Below are 16,540 nucleotides of genomic sequence, written 5' to 3' on the forward strand. Positions count from 1 at the left end.
TGCGGCTGTCCCTAGGCCGCGCTCCTGCCGCCCGCAAGACCGGCCAGCAGCGTCCCAATTTCCATGATGAGCAGTCCGGGATCGAAATTGGCGGTCGGGGCCTGCCCGCCGAGGCGGACGAGTGCGGCATGCGTGTCGACAAGTGCAGGTATATCGCCGGAGGCGACGCTGGACATTCTTGCGGACACAACCGCTCTGGCCAGTTCGATGGCTGCAAGCTGCTTCTCGCGCTTGGGCCGCGCGCCCATCGCGCTTGCCAGCTTGCCCCGCAGCCCGAAATCCGGGTCACCGTGCGTAGCGATCTGCTCCATCAGCTTGAGAATTGTTCCAAGATCGAGTTCCACAAAGTCGATGGCGGCGCCTGGCGATCCATTTGCTGCGGCGATGGCGGCGGCGCGCATCGCATCGGCGGCCTGCGGAGCTTCACGCGCAAGCACGGCGTGCATGTCGGCGTCGTCGACGCGGGGGAAATCGAGCACCCGACAGCGCGAGCGGATCGTCGGAAGCAGCCTTCCGATCCGGTGCGTGATGAGCAGGAAGAAGGTGCCTTGCGGCGGTTCCTCCAGGCTCTTGAGCAGCGCGTTCGCTGTCGGATCCTCCATATCGTCCGCTGGATCGATGATCACGGCGCGCCGATTACCGATGGTCGGCCGCGTGGTAAGCCTCTGCTGCAGACGGCGGATCTGGTCGATCTTGATGTTGCGCGCGGACTCGAATGGCTTTCCATCCTCGCGCTTCTTCGCTTCCGCATCGTTCTTCGGCGGATGGGTGATGTAGAGGATATCGGGATGGTCACCGTCTGACTGCGATACGCCCGGCTCGGCGACCAGTTCGCGCGCTGCAGCGAGTGCAAATGCCGACTTGCCGACGCCGCGGCGGCCGGAAAGGATCCAGCCATGATGCATCCGCTCTCCGGAAAGCGCGCGGCGCCATTGCTGCCACGCGTCTTCGTGACCGATATAGGTGCTGCTCACCCGCCCTCGCCCAACATCGATGCCAGGGCGCGGACAATCCTCTCGTGCACGGCATCGGGCGGACCGTTCGCGTCTATCAAAACGAAGCGTTCCGGATCGCTGCCCGCAAGGTCGCGGAAACGCTGCGCCACACGGGCGTGGTAGTCTGCCGGTTTGCCGCCGATCCTGTCCGAGCCATCGCTATCCCGCTGCGCAAGCCGAGCGGCGATGTCATCTCCGTCCGCGTGAAGGAGGAAAGTCACGTCCGGCATCAGCGCCATGGAGCCGATTGTGTGAAGCGACAGGATCGCATCGTCGGAAAGATCGTCTCCGCCGGCCTGATAGGCGCGGGAGGAATCGATGAAACGGTCGCACACCACCCACTCGCCACGATCCAGCGCCGGCGCGATTGTATTGGCCACGTGATCGGAACGCGCGGCAGCGAAAAGCAAAGCTTCCGCGCTCGCATCCCAATCGAATTGAGTGTCGAGCAATAGCGCGCGGATGGCTTCGGCACCGGGTGTTCCGCCGGGTTCACGCGTCAGCAGCACGTCGAGCCCGCGCCCGCGAAGCGTCTCGGCCAGCATCTGCGCCTGCGTCGACTTGCCCACGCCCTCGCCGCCTTCCAGCGAAATGAAGCGACCCATACTCATGTCAGCCACCCTGAAATGCCATTGCCGATCCGCTCGAACAGGTTTGCACGATCCACGCTCTCTGCAGCTTCGAGCGGCGCTTCCACTACCACTTCCCCATCGATGGTAAGGCGAATGCGCGCGATCGTATCACCTTGTGCGATCGGTGCCACGACCGGCCCTCGATAGACGATTTCGGTACGCCAGCGCGAAACCTCCGTGCCTTGGGGCAAAGCAACAGCGAAATCGCGCGGCAGGCGCAAACCGACTTCGGCTCTATCACCATCCTGTACAGCCGCCTTGCCGACGACTGTTTCGCCCTCGGCAAGCGTTTTGCGTTCAAAGGCGTCGAACCCCCATTCGAGCAATGCGCGCGCGGCGATATCGCGGCTGCGATCCGTCGGCGCACCGGCAATCACCTCGATCAGCCGCCGACCACCGCGCTCGGCCGAGCCGAGGAAGGTGAACCCCGCCTCGTTCGTATATCCGGTCTTCATACCGTCGGCGCCTTCGACGCGGCCTGTCACCGGATCGTGATTGCCTTGCGTCAGATTGCGCCAGGTCAGCAGGCGATGACCGAAAAAGCGGCGATAGAGACCGGGATGCCGCTGCGTGATCGCCTGGCCGAGCAGAGCGAGATCGTATGCGGTGGTATAGGTACGCCCGCCGTCCGGAAAACCGTTGGGCGATCCGAAATGCGTGTCGCGCATGCCCAGCGCACGCGCGTTCCGGTTCATCAATGCGAGCCAGTCGTCGAGCGAGCCGGTCGCGGCTTCCGCAATGGCCACGCTGGCGTCATTGCCCGATACGGTCGTGATGCCGAGCAGAAGCTGCGCGATGGTCGGCCGTTCCCCTGCAAGCAGGAACATGTTCGAACCTTCGTTATACCACTCGTCCTCCAGCTCTTGCGTATAGAGGAAGGGCATATCGAGCCGCAGCGTGCCGTCTTCGACCAGTTCGAACGCCGTATAGGCAGTCATTACCTTGGTGACTGACGCCGGGACGAACCGGCGATCCGGCTCCCGCGCGAACAGCACCTGGCCGCTCGTCGCATCGACGAGCAATGCAATGGGGATTTCGTCCGGAACCGGCGCTGCTGTTTGTGAGGCGGCGGTGGCTGGCGCTGCGAACATCGCCGCCATTATCGCAATCGCTGTGAAATGCCGCACGGCCTCTCCGCTGGATGATCCGACGGACAGGCGAACGCACCGGTCAGTCGATTGTCAGGATTCGCGCATCGTCATAACCTGCTCGCCGCACATTGGCGAGCGAGGCTTCGGCTTCTCCACGGGTGGCGAACGGCCCAGTGCGCACGCGGTGGAAGCGGCCCGAGACAGAGACTTTTCCGCCCAGTGCATCGGCCGCGCGCTGGGCATTGGCTTCGTTCGCGAACGCGGCGGCCTGGACATAGAACCGGCCCTCAGTCTCGTTCGGCACGACCGTCTCGATCCGCGCCACTGGCTCGCTCTCCATCGATACGACGGGCTCAGGTTGTGGCGATTCAGTGACCTCGGCATCCGAGGCTTCGAGCGCGACAATTTCGACGGAACTTACCTGGGGGACTCGGCGGGCGGGCAATTTGCGCCGCAGCACCGTGAGCAGCGAGGCAGGCGTCTCCAAACGCAGTGGCGCGGCATTTCCCGCGCGAAGCTCGAAGCGTTCGACCTCCGGCGGATTGACGCGGCGAACGCGAACCGGCGCCTCGGCCGCTATGCCCAGTTGCACCAGCGCCGCAGGTGACAGTGCGAGCAGGTGCTGCGAGTCCAGCGGTCCACGCCGCTCCACACGAACAAGCGCCGTTCGCCCGCTTTCCAACGCCGTTACCTCCACATAGCTCGGCAAAGGCAGCGTGTGATGCGCTGCGGTGTAGCCAAGTGTACCGTTGTCGAGCGCGGCGTAGCCGACCTCGTCGTAATTCAACGCGTTCGCCGGCGTGTATTCAACCGCGCCGACTGCATAGGGGATGCCGATAACGACAGGATAATCCGCCGCCGGACCGTTCGTCGATTGCCGCTGAGACGTTGCGGTCAGCGTCGTAGCGGACGCGGCGCAACCCGCCAGGCCCGAGGCGACGGAGAGGGAAATCAGGACGCGCCAAGGCGCGCGTGTATACTTATCGGCGAGCAAGCTCATCTGCCAGCAATCCCACACTCATGGCGTAGTAATTCGAGCAGTTGTATTCGAGGATAACCCTATAATTCTGGGTTAAGAGATAGCCGGGCGCCGAAGGACCGTCGGGTTCGAACAGGGCAGCCATAGTATTATCGTCGATAGGCGCGCGGGGCTCGATGCCGCGCGCGCGCCATTCGCGTACCGTCAGCCAGCGACTGTGACGTTCATGGACACGCGGGCACACGGGCGATGTCACTCGGTTCTCGATGCCGGAACGGTCCGCGCTGTTGGGCACGTAGGCGCGCACCGCCCATGGTTCTCCCGTACGCCAGCCCGCATCGCGAAAGTAATTGGCGATGGAAGCGAGCGTATCGGCATCGGAATTCCAGATATCGGCCTGCCCGTCGCCATCGCCATCCACGGCGAGGCGCAGATAGACGCTCGGCAGGAATTGCCCGTTGCCGAAGGCTCCCGCCCAGCTGCCCACGAGCCGACTGCGCGGCACGCCTCGGTCTACCATCTTGAGCACGTCGATCAGTTCGCGCTCGAACAGGGTGCGGCGGCGACCGTCCCATGCCAGTGTCGCCAGCGAGCGGGGCAGGTCGAAGCTGCCCATCACCGCGCCATAGGCGGTCTCGTGGCCCCAGATTGCGACGACGATTTCGGCGGGCACGCCGTATTGACCCTCTACGCGTCGTGCGAGCGAGCCGAGACGGCCCAGCGTCCGCACGCCACCATTGATGCGCGATGGCGTGTTATGCCGGTCGAGGTAACTCGCCATTGAGGGAAATCCGGCCGAGCGTGTTGTCCCCGGACTGCCGACATTGTCGCGATCCAGTTCGAGCACGCGATTGTTCGGCGTGAGACCGGAAAACACGCGGTCGATCGTGCGCTGGCTCACGCCCTCCGCCCGCGCCTTGGCGGCGACTGTTTGCAGATAACTGTCGAAGGACTGCGTCTGTGCTGCGGCCGGCGTCGCGAGCAAGCAGATTGCGGAGATTGCGAGGCAGAAGCTGCGAATTGTGTGTGCGATCATGTTTGCGTCCTAACTCGCTGTCGCGGCGCGGGATATACGCCACGTGAATCCTTAGCGACCGGCGGAGTCTAAACTGCGCCAGCCTGCTTCAATCTGAACGATGGCGGGACGATCGGTTTCCGAAAAGATGGCGGACAGGGTGGGATTCGAACCCACGAAGGGCTTGCACCCTTGCCGGTTTTCAAGACCGGTGCATTCAACCGCTCTGCCACCTGTCCGCTCAGCGGCGGGCGCTAGCGATTGCAGAGCGGCTTGTCACCAGCCCGTTGTCAGCCCTGCGCCTGTTCCGGAATGAAGATGGCGGACCGACGACGCGCGGTCGCCTCCTCAGGATCGGCATTGGGGCCATCGATATGCGGATTGGACGGACCTTCGCGGCCTGCCACCGGCTGATGGATATCGCGCCCTTCGACAAGTTCGAATTCCACGGGACCTCTCCTTCCTCCCACCAACGGGCGGGGCGGCGGAGATTTCCCGAATTTGCGACGAACGGCCCGTCGCAATCACCTAGATATGAATGACCCGATCATGGGCGTCCAGCACGCTTTCATGCATGCTTTCCGAAATGGTCGGATGCGGGAACACGGTCTGCATCAACTCGGCCTCTGTCGTCTCGAGCGTCTTGCCGATCGTGTAGCCCTGGATCATCTCGGTGACCTCGGCGCCGATCATGTGCGCGCCGAGCAACTCGCCCGTCTTCGCGTCGAACACCGTCTTGGTGAAGCCCTCGGCCTCGCCCAGAGCGATGGCCTTGCCATTGCCGATGAAGGGAAAGTTGCCGACCTTCACCTCGTAGCCCGCTTCCTTGGCCTTCGCTTCGGTCAGCCCGACGCTGGCAATCTGCGGATGGCAATAGGTGCAGCCGGGAATCGCATCGCGATTCATCGGGTGCGGGTGGACGTCCTTGTTCCCGAGTTCCTGCGCGATGGCTTCGGCAGCGGTGACGCCCTCATGGCTCGCCTTGTGCGCCAGCCACGGGCCGGGGGTGCAGTCGCCGATGGCCCACAGGCCCTTGGACTTGGTGCGCCCGTAATCGTCGATCTGGATGAAACCGCGATCCATCTCGACCAGCTTTTCGAGGCCGACATTCTCGGTGTTGGGCCGGATGCCGATGGCGACGATGCAGTGGCTGAAGTCATGTTCGGCGACCTTGCCGTCCTTCGCCTTGATCTTCGCCTTCACGCCGCTGTCCGAGACCTTCAGATCTTCCACGCCCGCGCCGGTCATGATTTTCATGCCTTGCTTGGTGAGCGACTTCTGCAGGAAGGCGGAAACTTCGTGATCCTCCACCGGCACGATCCGGTCGAGCATTTCGACGACGGTAACTTCGGCGCCCATGTCGTTGTAGAAGCTTGCAAATTCGATACCGATCGCACCGCTGCCGATGACGAGCAGCTTTGTCGGTACCTCCTCCGGCACCATCGCGTGGCGGTAAGTCCAGACGCGCTTGCCGTCCGCCTTGGCGAAAGGCAGGTCGCGCGCCCTGGCCCCTGTGGCGACAATCACGTGCCTGGCGGTGAACTTCTCCTCGCCCTTCTCACCCTTCACGGTGAGCGAGGTCGGGCCGGTCAAAACGCCCTCCCCCATATGCACGGCGATCTTGTTCTTCTTCATCAGCCCGGTGACGCCCTTATTGAGCTGGCTCGCCACCCCGCGGCTGCGCTTCACCACGGCGGCGAGATCCGCCTCGATCTCGCCCGCGACCTTCAGGCCGTAATCCCCCGCATGCTCCATGAAGTGCTTGATCTCGGCCGAGCGGAGCAGCGCCTTGGTCGGGATGCATCCCCAGTTAAGGCAGATGCCGCCCAGCTTCTCCCGCTCGACGATGGCGGTCTTCAGGCCGAGTTGCGCGCAGCGGATCGCCGCGACGTAGCCTCCGGGGCCGGAACCGAGAACGATGACGTCGTAGGAGTTGTCAGCCATGTGCTGTCCTGTTTTCAAGGGTTTGGGTCAGGGGGTGTGACAAGTGTGACAGTGTCCTGGAGTATAAAAGCCTGAGTACGTGTGACACGCCGAAAATGGGATACGCGGAAGAGGCGAAAGAGCGTTTCATCGCCTGCACTTGTGGCATCCCGAACGGCGTAGGAAAGCGCGTTTTCATGCCGCATCCACCGCGCGCGGTTTGCCGTGATCGTCCACCGCGACGAAGGTGAAGCTGGCGGAGGTCACGAGTTCCTCGTCTTCCGAATGCCGCTCGCGGCGATAGGCATCGGTGGCGATGACCATGCTTGTGCGGCCGACCTTGGTGATCTCGGCATAGACGGAGACTTCGTCCCCCACCTTCACCGGCTTGTGAAATTCGACGCCATCCATCGCGACGGTGACCGCCCTGCCCTTCGCCCGCCGAGCAGCGACAAGCCCCGCGCCCGAGTCCATCAGGCTCATCAGCCAGCCGCCGAAGATATCGCCATAGGCATTGGCATCGGCAGGCATGGCGGTGACGCGGATGGCGGGGTTGCGATCAGACACGACTGGCTTTTCTTACGTAGAGCGCGGCGGAAAGCACGAAGGCGCAAACACTGGCGACTACATGCTCGAACACAGCGCCTTGGATGTGAGAAACCGTCACCGAAACGCCGGTCGCTATCGCAGCGGTCGCGACGATATCAGCAAGAGTGGTGCTCTTCAGCGCGTCTGCCAAAAATGCTCGCAGGAGCCCGAACAGCCAGACCGGAAGCGCCAGAGATATCACGACCAACGCAAAGCTTGACGGCAGAGCGATCAGGCCGAGCACCAAGGTCATCCCCCAATCCGCGGCCCTTAACGAAGGATCATTCAAGATCAACGCAGCGACCACCAAGATCGCTCCTGGTATCGACGCGAAAAGAACTGCCCCGACCCTTTGCGCATTTAACATTTGTTGCGCGTTGGTGCTCAAGCCACCAGCCCCAGCGGTGCCTCGATCATTTCCTTGAACGCTTTCATCAGCTGCGCTCCGTCCGCGCCGTCGATGGCGCGGTGGTCGAAGCTGCCGGTGGCGCTCATCACGCTCGCCACGCGCAGGGCGTCGTCGACCACATAGGGCCGCTTGTCGCCTGCGCCGATGGCCATGATCATGCCCTGGGGCGGATTGATGACCGCTTCGAACTGCTTGATGCCGAACATGCCCATGTTGGAAAGGCTGGCCGTGCCGCCCTGATACTCCTCGGGCGCCAGCTTGCCTTCCTTTGCGCGGCCCGCAAGATCCTTCATTTCGGTCGAAATCTTGCTCACCGCCTTGCTGCCCGCATCGGTGACGATCGGTGTGATCAGGCCGTTCGGGATGCTGACCGCCACCGAAACATCGGCGCGGCTGAACTTGAGCATGGTGTCACCGGCAAACTGCACGTTGCAGGCTGGCACGGCTTCGAGCGATTTGCCCAGTGCCTTGATCATCAGATCGTTAACCGACAGCTTCACGCCTTGCGGTTCGAGCGCGGCGTTCAGCTCGCCGCGCAGCTTGAGCAGCGCATCGAGGCGAATATCGACCGTGAGGTAGATATGCGGCACCTGCTGCTTGCTCTCCGTCAGGCGGCGCGCGATCGTCTTGCGCATCGAGCTAAGCTTCTCGACCTCGTGCGGGATGCTGAAGTCCTGCGCTTCCGTCGGCGCAGCAGCAGATGTAGGCGTGGGCGCGGCGGCGGACGGAGCGGGCGCGGCAGCTCCGGTCTCAGCACCTTCGACGTCGGCTTTCACGATCCGACCGTTCGGGCCGGAGCCCTTCAGGCTGGACAGATCGACGCCTTTCTGCTCGGCAATACGCTTGGCGAGCGGGGATGCCACGATGCGATCTCCGCCGGACGCGGCGGGCGCTGGCGTGCGCGCGGGCTCGGCACTCTCGCGCGGTTCGGCCTTGGCAGGCTCGGCAGGCGCTTCGCTCTTGTCCTCGCTCGAAGCAGGCGTCGGAGCCGGGGCGGCACCACCGGCAGGCTCGACATCGCTCACATCCTCGCCCTCTTCGGCAAGCGTGGCGATGATCGTCCCAACCTGAACACCTTCGGTGCCTTCGTCGACCTGGATATGCGCAATCGTACCTTCATCCACGGCTTCAAATTCCATCGTGGCCTTGTCGGTCTCGATCTCGGCCATGATGTCGCCGGAGCTGACCTTGTCTCCCACCTTCACCAGCCACTTGGCCAGCGTGCCTTCCTCCATCGTGGGCGAAAGGGCGGGCATCTGGATCGCGATGGGCATGGAAGAGGTCGGCTCCCTGTAAATGGTCGGTCGTTGCGCCGTTCATTGGCCAATTTGCACAGCTTGAGCAAGGCATCTTGCCTATGACGCAGTTTCGCCCGATACCCAATGGCCGGGAGCGGGGAAATACGAATGCGCGTCTATCTGGTAATTATCGACGAAACCGAGGAAGCGCGCGTCGCGTTGCGTTTTGCAGCGCGCCGTGCGGCGAAGACGGGCGGCATGGTCAATATCCTCGCGCTCGTGCCCCGGCAGGCGTTCAACGCGTTCGGCACGGTGCAGGAGACAATCGAGGAAGAGGCGCGGGACCGGGCCGAAGTCCTCGCCAGCAGTGCGGCCGGTGAGCTCGCCTACGAGAGCGGGAAGATGCCGCAGATTTCCGTACGCGTCGGCGACGGCAAGGGCGTCATCGCGGAATACCTCGAAGAACATCCCGAAGTCGCCGCCCTCGTCCTCGCCGCGGCGAAGGATGGTGCGCCCGGCCCGCTGGTGTCCCATTTCTCCAGCAATGCCGGCGCGCTCACCTGCCCGCTCTTCATCATCCCGGGCGGACTTTCACAGGAAGAGATCGACAGGTTGAGCTAGGTCAACGTGCCCCGCGTCGGGTAGTCGTTCTTCATCGTGTAATCCAAACCTTCGAGGAGCTGGTCGAGGTCGGGCCGGGTGAAAGGCGCATTCTGCGTTTCCGCGAAATGCAGGGTCATGTCGGGCTTGAGAAGGAACAGGCCGGGTTCGGAAAACACCTCGGGCTCGTCGCTGCCCTCGCGCTTTTCGGAGATGTAGAGACCCCAGCGGCGCGCTTCGTCTTCGCCGAGATCGTAGACCAGCGGGAGGTCGTGCGTGTTCCACTCGCTATCGACATGCATCGCCCGATCTTCCTTATCCATCGAGATGGCAAAGACGTTGATGCCGCGATTGGTGAAGTCTTCCAGCCGTCCGCCCAGCTCTTCCAGATAGTTCTTGCAGATCGGGCAGTGCTTGCCGCGATAGAACACCAGCATGGTGAAGTTCTCGGGCTCCTGCTTGGACAGGTGGAAGCGCGCGTCGATGGTCAGCGGCAGATCGATATCGGGGGTTTTCTCACCGGGCTTGAGCATGAAATTCTCCTTTCCCGGTCAATGAGGCGGGCGCGCTAGCGTTCCGCTATTTCTTCCGCCCCCGCCCTTGGTGGCGCACATTGCCGGGACGTCTGCGCTTCCCGACCTGATGCTTGCCCTTGCGATCCTTACGCGGCGATTGCGGGCGTTTGCCGCGTGGCTCTACCCTCTGCGCGCCGCTGGCTCCTTCCGGCAGCTCGAATTTCAGGGCGCCTGTCAGCGGATTGGCTTCCCCCAGTCGTAGGTCGAGCACGTCGCCCACGGCGAAGGTCGTACCGCTCTGCTCTCCGACCAGCGCGTGGGCGCCCTCGTCGTGCCGGAAATATTCGCGGCCCAGCGTGCTGATGGGAACCAGCCCGTCCCCTCCGAGGCCGACGATGGTAGCGAAGAACCCGAAGCTCTGCACGCCGGTGATCCGGCAGGAAAAGACTTCGCCGACGCGCGCGGAAAGCCAGGCGGCGACATAGCGGTCCACCGTGTCGCGCTCCGCTTCCATGGCGCGGCGTTCGGTGACGCTGATCGCGTCGGTGATCTTGCCGAGATCGGCGCGGTCGCGGTCCGCAAGGCCGCTGCTGTCGGGGATGCGCCCCTTTGGCGCGGGCTGTTCCAGATCGAAGGCATCGACCAGCGCGCGGTGCACCAGCAGATCCGCATATCGGCGAATGGGCGACGTGAAATGCGCATAGCTGCCGAGCGCGAGGCCGAAATGACCGGCATTCTGCGGACCGTAATAGGCCTGCGTCTGGCTGCGCAGCACCGCTTCCATAACCAGCGCCTTTTCAGCGGGATCACCGATGTCCTTCAGCATCCGGTTGAAGAGGCCCGGCGTGATGACCTGGCCCAGAGCCAGTTTCTTGCCCATGCTGTCGAAATATTCGCGCAGAGCGATCAGCTTCTCGCGCGTGGGCTGCTCGTGGATGCGATAGACGATGGGCTGCGCCTTGCTTTCCAGCGCCTTGGCCGCCGCGACATTGGCGGCGATCATGAAATCCTCGACCACGCGATGCGCGTCGAGTCGTTCGCGCACGGCGATTTCTTCAATCCGCCCTTGATCATCCAGCTTCACACGGCGTTCGGGCAGGTCGAGGTCGAGCGGATCGCGGTCGCTGCGAGCACCGGCAAGCAGTTTCCAGGCGCTCCAGAGGTTCTGCAGGTTTTCCGAAGCATCGCCGGCATCGATGCGGGCTTGCGCATCTTCATAGGCAATCGTTTCCGCGATGCGGACGATGGCGCGAGTGAAGCGCCAATCGGTGACGCGGCCCTTCTTGTCGATCGATAGATGGCAGGCCATTGCCGCCCGGTCCTCGCCCTCTTTCAGCGAGCAGACGTCGGCGGAAAGCACTTCTGGCAGCATCGGCACGACGCGATCCGGGAAATAGACGGAGTTGCCGCGTTTCCTCGCCTCGCGGTCCAGCTTGCTGCCGGGGCGGACGTAGAAAGACACGTCGGCAATGGCGACCAGCGCTTCATAGCCGCCCTTCCCGTCCGGCTCCGCCCAGATTGCATCGTCATGATCGCGCGCATCGGCGGGGTCGATTGCCACGATGGGCAGGTGCCGCAAATCCTCCCGCTTTTCTTCGGAAAGCGGCAGTTTTGCGGCAAGCTTTGCTTCGTCCAGCACCTCTTGCGGGAAGACATGGGGGATGCCGAATTTGTGAATTGCGATGAGGCTGTAGCTCTTCGGCGCTAGCGGGTCGCCGAGCACCTCCACGACTTTCACGCCGGAGTTGCGCCCCCGGCCGATCGGCTCCGCCAGCACGAGCTGGCCCGTTTCGGCCTCGCCACGATCGCTGACGCGCGCGGAAGTCCTAATCTTCTTGTCGACCGGTGCGAGCCAGACCTTGCCGCTGGCGTCGATCTCGATGATGCCGAGCATCGCGCCCTCGGCATCGGGCAGCTTCTTCATCGGGTGAGCGATCCAGCCCTTCCCCGCCTCTTCCGTGCGCGCGAGAATGCGGTCGCCCTTGCGCAGCGCAGCCTGCTTCTTTTTCTCGATTATGCGCAGGCGCGGCGGGGCGCTGCCATCGTCGGGGTTCCAGCTTTCGGGAATGGCGTAGGCATCGCCCTCATCGATCTCGACCACGCGCAGCACGGTGACCTTCGGCACGCCGCCCATGCGGTGATAGCTGCTTTTCCTGCCGTCGATCAGGCCTTCCTCGGCCATGTCCTTCAGCAGCGCCTTCAGCGCGATCTTTTCCTGCCCCTTGAGGCGGAAATGCTTGCCGATCTCCCGCTTGCCCGCGGGGCCGTCGGTGGTCTTCATGAATTCGAGTATCTGGTCTTTCGAGGGAAGTCCCTGGAATTTCTTGGTGTTCTGTTTTCTGTTCATGGCCCGCTATATGGGCGCTCAATCCTCGCTGTCGACTGGCAGGGGATAGAAAGCGCCTCCGGGCACGGCGCTGGAAACTGGGCTGCAGACCGGGCCAAAGGTGCACGCAGCGATGCCAAAGATCCAATCGTCGGCACGAACCGGTACGATTTTTTCAATCATAGACCCAACGGGACGTTCTGCTCCACTGGCCGATGTCTCAAAACTCAAAATCATGCCTTCGCCTTCGCGCCAGTGCGGTTCGTCGGTTCGACGTTTTACGATGACATAATAACCTGCTCCGTCGACGTGCTCCCATTGCAGCTGTGTGTCAGTCCTTACCGCGCCATTGGCCGATAGGACGGGCGGCATCGGCGCGCGTGCCAGCCGATCCAGCGCGCGCATATTAAGCTGGCTTGCACGGGTGAGATAGGTCCAGTCGAGCTCGTCAACCGTGTCGCCATAGGTCGTGCCGCCCTCGACACGCAGGTCCTGATGCTGGTGTTCGTAATCCTCGACGGCGACAGTCACGCGAACGGCGGGGTAGCCTCGGTCCAGGAATGGGATCTGGTCCCCGCCGCGCCCCATCCGGTCGGTCCGCCAGATCTGTCGCACTTGCATGCCGTCGGGATAGTCCTCGGCTACATCGGCCAGCCAGCGTGAGAGATTGCGGCCAGGAGAATCGTTCTCCCCGCCGAAACGCCGCTGGCGCGCGCGAAGCCGTTCAGTCGAGTCCGCCCGCAGCCCCTCCGAGAACACACGTACGTGCTCGGCATCGCAGAAACCGTCCGACCCGCAGCTATTGCCGATCATGTCGTTGTTGAGCACGGCTTTCACCGTCATGCCCTGCTCGCCGACCCAGTCCGCAAGGATACCCGCGCCGTATAGGCCCTGCTCCTCGCCGGTCAGCAGGGCGTATATGATCGTCGAGGGATATTGGCGCTGCGACAGGATGCGCGCGGCTTCCAGCACCATGACACTGCCCGAGCCATCGTCATTGGCACCTGGAGCGGCATCGGTGGCATTGAGCGGATCGGTGACGCGGCTGTCATAATGCGCCTGCACGATGATCACCTCGTCGGGCCGCTCCACGCCGCGCTGGATGGCGACGGCGTTGCGCACCAGCGTATCCTGCGGAATGCGACGACCATCGGCCTCCACCACCCTGCCGATCGGCATCACATCGAGGCAATTGCCGCATGTATCAGAAATCCGCGCGAACTCGGCAAGTGCCCAGTCCACTGCCGCGCCGATGCCGCGCTCGGGATCGGTCTGGGATGACAGCGTGTGGCGCGTGCCGAAACCGACGATCGTGTCCATGTCCGCGCGCAGCCGCTCTTCCGACACTTCGAGGCCGGGGTCGTCGGTTTGCTGGGCGATGGCGGGGCTGGCGAAAGCGACGGAGAATGCCGCGAGCATAATGGAATAGCGCATCGCCGCAGCATTGCGCCGCCCAGCGACTTTGGCAAGCGCGCTGTCAGGTCGCGGGCGGCTCGCCATAGCTGTTCGGCCCATCCTGCGACTTCATAATTCCGAATATGAGAACGAACAGAATTGCGAGCCAGCCACAAATGCTGGACCAGTGGAACATCAAGTCCGCCTGCATGGCTTGTAATTCCGCCTGGTTTTGCGCCGCAGCGAACATCGCGGCGACCTGTTCGAGCAGCACGATCGATCCGATGATGGCCGCGATCTGCAAGGCGATCGGCGCCAGCGCCAACCAGCCGGAAAAGCCTGCGTCGTGCAATCTGCGCACGAAAGCGGCAGCGATCAGAGCGATGATGAGCAAGGAAATGGCGGCGGAGATATACGCGGTGGCACCGAAGCCTTCGCCCATCGCCTCGAACACCTCGCCCTCGATCTGGGCCGCGTCGGCTCCGGCCTGCGCCCCGTCCATCGCGGCACCCAAGGTCTGAATGAGCATGGGGATCGAAGCGAGCAGGCCAAGAACGAATTGCAGCACGACGATGAAGAGAACCCACCACCAGAACGTCGCGCGGCCGTCCCGGCCGGAAAAGTCTGTCAGATGCGCGAAGCAGTATTTGATGGCATCGAACACGCCCTCAGTATGCTCTCGCAACGTAGATGCGTTCTACAGCCGGCTCGCCGGTAAAGATGCAGGTGCCATCAGCGGGCGGCGTGTGCATGGGCACATTGCGGAAGGTGAGCTTGTGCGCCTTTAGTTGCTCGACCACTTTCTCCAGCGCCGCGCCGGTCGGCTTCGACCATTGCACCTCGACCCAGCCGGGGAACTTCTCGCCGGATTCATAAAAGGCGGCGAGGTCGTTCATGTTGTCGATATCGCGCACGACATTCGCCTCGCGCCGCTCTCGTGCCTCGGTGTAGAGCGCGCTCTGAATGTCGCCGAGCACGCCGGGAATGGTTTGTGCCGCGATATCGCGATCAGGGTTCTGGAAGGCGGGCTTGCCGGTCTCGGAATTCCAGAGCGCATCGCGGCGCAGCATGGAAACGACGCCATTTTCCATATCGCGCCCGCCGACTTCGAGGATGACCGGCGCCCCCTTGCGAACCCAGTCCCAGCGCTTGGCCGCAGCCTTTCCGGGAGTCGCATCGAGCAGCACCCGAACCGGCTCACCGAGTGCAGTTTGCGAGGTGAGCGACATTTGCAGCGCCTCGCAGTACTCGATCAGCGCAGCGTCCTCCGGCTTGTCCCGAAGCATGGGCAGGATCACGACCTGATGCGGCGCAACGCTTGGCGGCACGCGCAGCCCGTCATCGTCGCCATGCGCCATGATCATCGCGCCGACCATTCGCGTAGAGACGCCCCAGCTTGCCGTGTGGCAAAGCGCCTGACCGCCTTCCTTGTCCTGGTAGCGAATGCCGGAGGCCTCCGCGAAACTGGTCCCGAGATAATGGCTGGTACCGGCCTGTAGCGCTTTTCCATCCTGCATCATGGCCTCGATCGACCAGGTTTCCGTGGCACCGGGAAACCGTTCGTTCTCCGGCTTTTCGCCCGCAATCACAGGGAGCGCCAGATCGTCCTCGGCAAAGGCGCGATACATCTCGAGCGCGCGCATCGTTTCCTCTCGCGCGCCTCCGGCATCGGCGTGGGCAGTGTGGCCTTCCTGCCAAAGAAACTCGCTGGTGCGCAGGAACATGCGGGTGCGCATTTCCCAGCGCACGACGTTGCCCCACTGGTTCAATTTCAATGGCAGGTCGCGCCAGCTCTGCACCCAGCGACTCATGGCATCGCCGATGATCGTTTCCGATGTCGGCCGCACCACGAGGGGCTCTTCGAGCTTGGCCTCGGGATCGGGTACGAGCTTGCCCTGCCCATCCGCAATCAGACGGTGGTGGGTGACGACCGCCATCTCCTTGGCAAATCCGTCTACGTGCTCGGCCTCCCGCTCGAAATTGGCGAGGGGAATGAAGATCGGGAAGTAGGCGTTCTGGATGCCTGCGGCCTTGATCCGGTCGTCGAGCAGGCGCTGCATGCGCTCCCAAATGCCGTAGCCCCATGGCTTGATGACCATACAGCCACGCACGCCCGATTCCTCGGCCATGTCTCCCGCAGCGACAACTTCCTGATACCAGGCGGCGAAATCGTCTTCGCGCCGGGTGTTCAAAGCGTGACGGATGTCGGACATGCTGCCGGCGCTACGCTCAGTTGCCAAGCGTATCGAGCTTGCGCTGCATCTCGGCCATCTGCGCGCGCAGGGCATCGATGTCCTCGTCCGCCTTCTTGCCGGCAGGCTTCTTGGCCGTGGGCGCGGGAGCATTCTTGGCGCCCTGCCCTGGCATGAACGCCTTCGCCGCCGCCTGGAACATCGCCATATTCGTCTCGGCCAGTCGCGTGAACGCTTCGGGGCCGATGCTGGTCTTGAAAGCGTCCTGCAGCTTGGACTGGTTGGTCTGGAAGTTCGCCATCGACGCTTCCAGATAGGGAGGCATCATCGCCTGCATGGAATTTCCATACATTCCAATCAGTTGGCGCAGGAAGCTCACGGGCAGCATATGCTCGCCATTGGCCTCTTCCTCGACGATGATCTGCGTCAGGATGGAGTGGGTGATGTCGTTGCCCGTCTTCGCATCGACAACCTGGAAGTCGACGTCTTCTCGCACCATCCCGGCAAGATCATCCAGCGTGATGTAGCTGGACGAGCGGGTGTTGTAGAGCCGTCGGTTGGCGTATTTCTTGATGATGACGGTATCGCCGCCCGCGTCGCCCTTGTCGGCCATGATCGGTCCTTAAGAAATTGATTGCGCGC

General features: G+C 63.1%; 17 protein-coding genes and 1 tRNA gene. 1 reads left to right on the forward strand and 17 read right to left on the reverse strand.

All coding sequences use genetic code 11. The features are described from left to right. Positions 1-11: 11 nt before the first annotated feature. From D6201_RS02990 to D6201_RS03035, 11 genes are all read right to left on the reverse strand, one after another. Positions 12-974: a DNA polymerase III subunit delta' gene (locus D6201_RS02990; RefSeq protein ID WP_120047374.1), complete on the reverse strand. Its 963-nt coding sequence runs from the start codon at positions 972-974 to the stop codon at positions 12-14. After that, the gene (tmk, locus tag D6201_RS02995; RefSeq protein ID WP_120047376.1) at positions 971-1,606 is read right to left on the reverse strand and encodes a dTMP kinase; all 636 of its coding nucleotides are present in this window, start codon (positions 1,604-1,606) and stop codon (positions 971-973) included. The genes D6201_RS02990 and tmk overlap by 4 nt, the downstream gene beginning before the upstream one ends. Next, positions 1,603-2,718, reverse strand: coding sequence for a D-alanyl-D-alanine carboxypeptidase family protein (locus D6201_RS03000; RefSeq protein WP_242447401.1), 1,116 nt, complete (start codon positions 2,716-2,718; stop codon positions 1,603-1,605). Before D6201_RS03000 ends, tmk begins: the two co-directional genes overlap by 4 nt. A 79-nt stretch (positions 2,719-2,797) precedes the next feature. After that, positions 2,798-3,718 (reverse strand): SPOR domain-containing protein, encoded by a 921-nt coding sequence (locus D6201_RS03005; RefSeq protein WP_120047379.1) that lies wholly within the window; start codon positions 3,716-3,718, stop codon positions 2,798-2,800. After that, entirely contained in the window at positions 3,699-4,733 is a 1,035-nt protein-coding gene (locus D6201_RS03010; RefSeq protein ID WP_120047381.1) for a lytic murein transglycosylase, read from the reverse strand. Before D6201_RS03010 ends, D6201_RS03005 begins: the two co-directional genes overlap by 20 nt. A 128-nt stretch (positions 4,734-4,861) precedes the next feature. Then, positions 4,862-4,951 (reverse strand) — tRNA-Ser (locus D6201_RS03015). Positions 4,952-5,002: 51 nt separating this feature from the next. Beyond that, positions 5,003-5,161: a hypothetical protein gene (locus D6201_RS12910; protein ID WP_165853481.1), complete on the reverse strand. Its 159-nt coding sequence runs from the start codon at positions 5,159-5,161 to the stop codon at positions 5,003-5,005. A 79-nt stretch (positions 5,162-5,240) separates the two neighbouring features. Beyond that, the gene (gene lpdA / locus D6201_RS03020; protein ID WP_120047382.1) at positions 5,241-6,656 is read right to left on the reverse strand and encodes a dihydrolipoyl dehydrogenase; all 1,416 of its coding nucleotides are present in this window, start codon (positions 6,654-6,656) and stop codon (positions 5,241-5,243) included. Positions 6,657-6,830: 174 nt separating this feature from the next. Then, positions 6,831-7,166: an acyl-CoA thioesterase gene (locus tag D6201_RS03025; protein ID WP_120049163.1), complete on the reverse strand. Its 336-nt coding sequence runs from the start codon at positions 7,164-7,166 to the stop codon at positions 6,831-6,833. Positions 7,167-7,194: 28 nt separating this feature from the next. Then, positions 7,195-7,611 carry a hypothetical protein gene (locus tag D6201_RS03030; RefSeq protein WP_133303925.1) on the reverse strand — a complete coding sequence of 139 codons (417 nt, stop codon included), beginning with the start codon at positions 7,609-7,611 and terminating at the stop codon, positions 7,195-7,197. Further along, on the reverse strand, positions 7,608-8,906 hold the full coding sequence (locus D6201_RS03035; protein ID WP_120047386.1) for a pyruvate dehydrogenase complex dihydrolipoamide acetyltransferase: 1,299 nt from the start codon (positions 8,904-8,906) through the stop codon (positions 7,608-7,610). The genes D6201_RS03030 and D6201_RS03035 overlap by 4 nt, the downstream gene beginning before the upstream one ends. Before the next feature lie 132 nt (positions 8,907-9,038). Here D6201_RS03035 and D6201_RS03040 point away from each other — a divergent pair, with 132 nt between their 5' ends. Further along, positions 9,039-9,491, forward strand: coding sequence for a universal stress protein (locus D6201_RS03040; RefSeq protein ID WP_120047388.1), 453 nt, complete (start codon positions 9,039-9,041; stop codon positions 9,489-9,491). Here the strand turns inward: D6201_RS03040 and D6201_RS03045 are convergent. Genes D6201_RS03045 through phaR form a run of 6 tightly spaced genes read right to left on the reverse strand, consistent with a single transcriptional unit; the run spans position 9,488 to position 16,511 of the window. After that, positions 9,488-10,003, reverse strand: coding sequence for a peroxiredoxin-like family protein (locus D6201_RS03045; protein ID WP_120047389.1), 516 nt, complete (start codon positions 10,001-10,003; stop codon positions 9,488-9,490). The genes D6201_RS03040 and D6201_RS03045 overlap by 4 nt on opposite strands. Positions 10,004-10,049: 46 nt before the next feature. Beyond that, positions 10,050-12,332, reverse strand: coding sequence for a ribonuclease R (rnr, locus tag D6201_RS03050; protein ID WP_120047391.1), 2,283 nt, complete (start codon positions 12,330-12,332; stop codon positions 10,050-10,052). An 18-nt stretch (positions 12,333-12,350) separates the two neighbouring features. Continuing rightward, entirely contained in the window at positions 12,351-13,745 is a 1,395-nt protein-coding gene (locus tag D6201_RS03055) for a M28 family peptidase (protein ID WP_165853482.1), read from the reverse strand. A 43-nt stretch (positions 13,746-13,788) separates the two neighbouring features. Continuing rightward, a complete protein-coding gene (locus D6201_RS03060; RefSeq protein WP_206781623.1) occupies positions 13,789-14,370 on the reverse strand; it encodes a DUF805 domain-containing protein in 582 nt (193 codons plus the stop codon). Between the two features lie 4 nt (positions 14,371-14,374). Then, positions 14,375-15,919, reverse strand: coding sequence for an aminoacyl--tRNA ligase-related protein (locus D6201_RS03065; protein ID WP_120047396.1), 1,545 nt, complete (start codon positions 15,917-15,919; stop codon positions 14,375-14,377). A gap of 16 nt (positions 15,920-15,935) precedes the next feature. Beyond that, entirely contained in the window at positions 15,936-16,511 is a 576-nt protein-coding gene (phaR, locus tag D6201_RS03070; RefSeq protein WP_120047397.1) for a polyhydroxyalkanoate synthesis repressor PhaR, read from the reverse strand. Positions 16,512-16,540 lie beyond the last annotated feature (29 nt).

The organism is Aurantiacibacter aquimixticola, from assembly GCF_003605475.1.
Classification (GTDB): domain Bacteria; phylum Pseudomonadota; class Alphaproteobacteria; order Sphingomonadales; family Sphingomonadaceae; genus Alteraurantiacibacter; species Alteraurantiacibacter aquimixticola_B.

What these genes read in the sequence shown, in the direction of transcription:
- phaR (WP_120047397.1), bottom strand. Translation starts at nt 16,511, where the DNA reads ATGGCCGACAAGGGCGACGCGGGCGGCGATACCGTCATCATCAAGAAA.
- D6201_RS03010 (WP_120047381.1), bottom strand. Translation starts at nt 4,733, where the DNA reads ATGATCGCACACACAATTCGCAGCTTCTGCCTCGCAATCTCCGCAATC.
- rnr (WP_120047391.1), bottom strand. Translation starts at nt 12,332, where the DNA reads ATGAACAGAAAACAGAACACCAAGAAATTCCAGGGACTTCCCTCGAAA.
- D6201_RS03005 (WP_120047379.1), bottom strand. Translation starts at nt 3,718, where the DNA reads ATGAGCTTGCTCGCCGATAAGTATACACGCGCGCCTTGGCGCGTCCTG.
- D6201_RS03040 (WP_120047388.1), top strand. Translation starts at nt 9,039, where the DNA reads ATGCGCGTCTATCTGGTAATTATCGACGAAACCGAGGAAGCGCGCGTC.
- D6201_RS03025 (WP_120049163.1), bottom strand. Translation starts at nt 7,166, where the DNA reads ATGCCTGCCGATGCCAATGCCTATGGCGATATCTTCGGCGGCTGGCTG.
- D6201_RS03065 (WP_120047396.1), bottom strand. Translation starts at nt 15,919, where the DNA reads ATGTCCGACATCCGTCACGCTTTGAACACCCGGCGCGAAGACGATTTC.
- D6201_RS03055 (WP_165853482.1), bottom strand. Translation starts at nt 13,745, where the DNA reads ATGCGCTATTCCATTATGCTCGCGGCATTCTCCGTCGCTTTCGCCAGC.
- tmk (WP_120047376.1), bottom strand. Translation starts at nt 1,606, where the DNA reads ATGAGTATGGGTCGCTTCATTTCGCTGGAAGGCGGCGAGGGCGTGGGC.
- D6201_RS03035 (WP_120047386.1), bottom strand. Translation starts at nt 8,906, where the DNA reads ATGCCCATCGCGATCCAGATGCCCGCCCTTTCGCCCACGATGGAGGAA.
- D6201_RS03045 (WP_120047389.1), bottom strand. Translation starts at nt 10,003, where the DNA reads ATGCTCAAGCCCGGTGAGAAAACCCCCGATATCGATCTGCCGCTGACC.
- D6201_RS03000 (WP_242447401.1), bottom strand. Translation starts at nt 2,718, where the DNA reads ATGTTCGCAGCGCCAGCCACCGCCGCCTCACAAACAGCAGCGCCGGTT.
- lpdA (WP_120047382.1), bottom strand. Translation starts at nt 6,656, where the DNA reads ATGGCTGACAACTCCTACGACGTCATCGTTCTCGGTTCCGGCCCCGGA.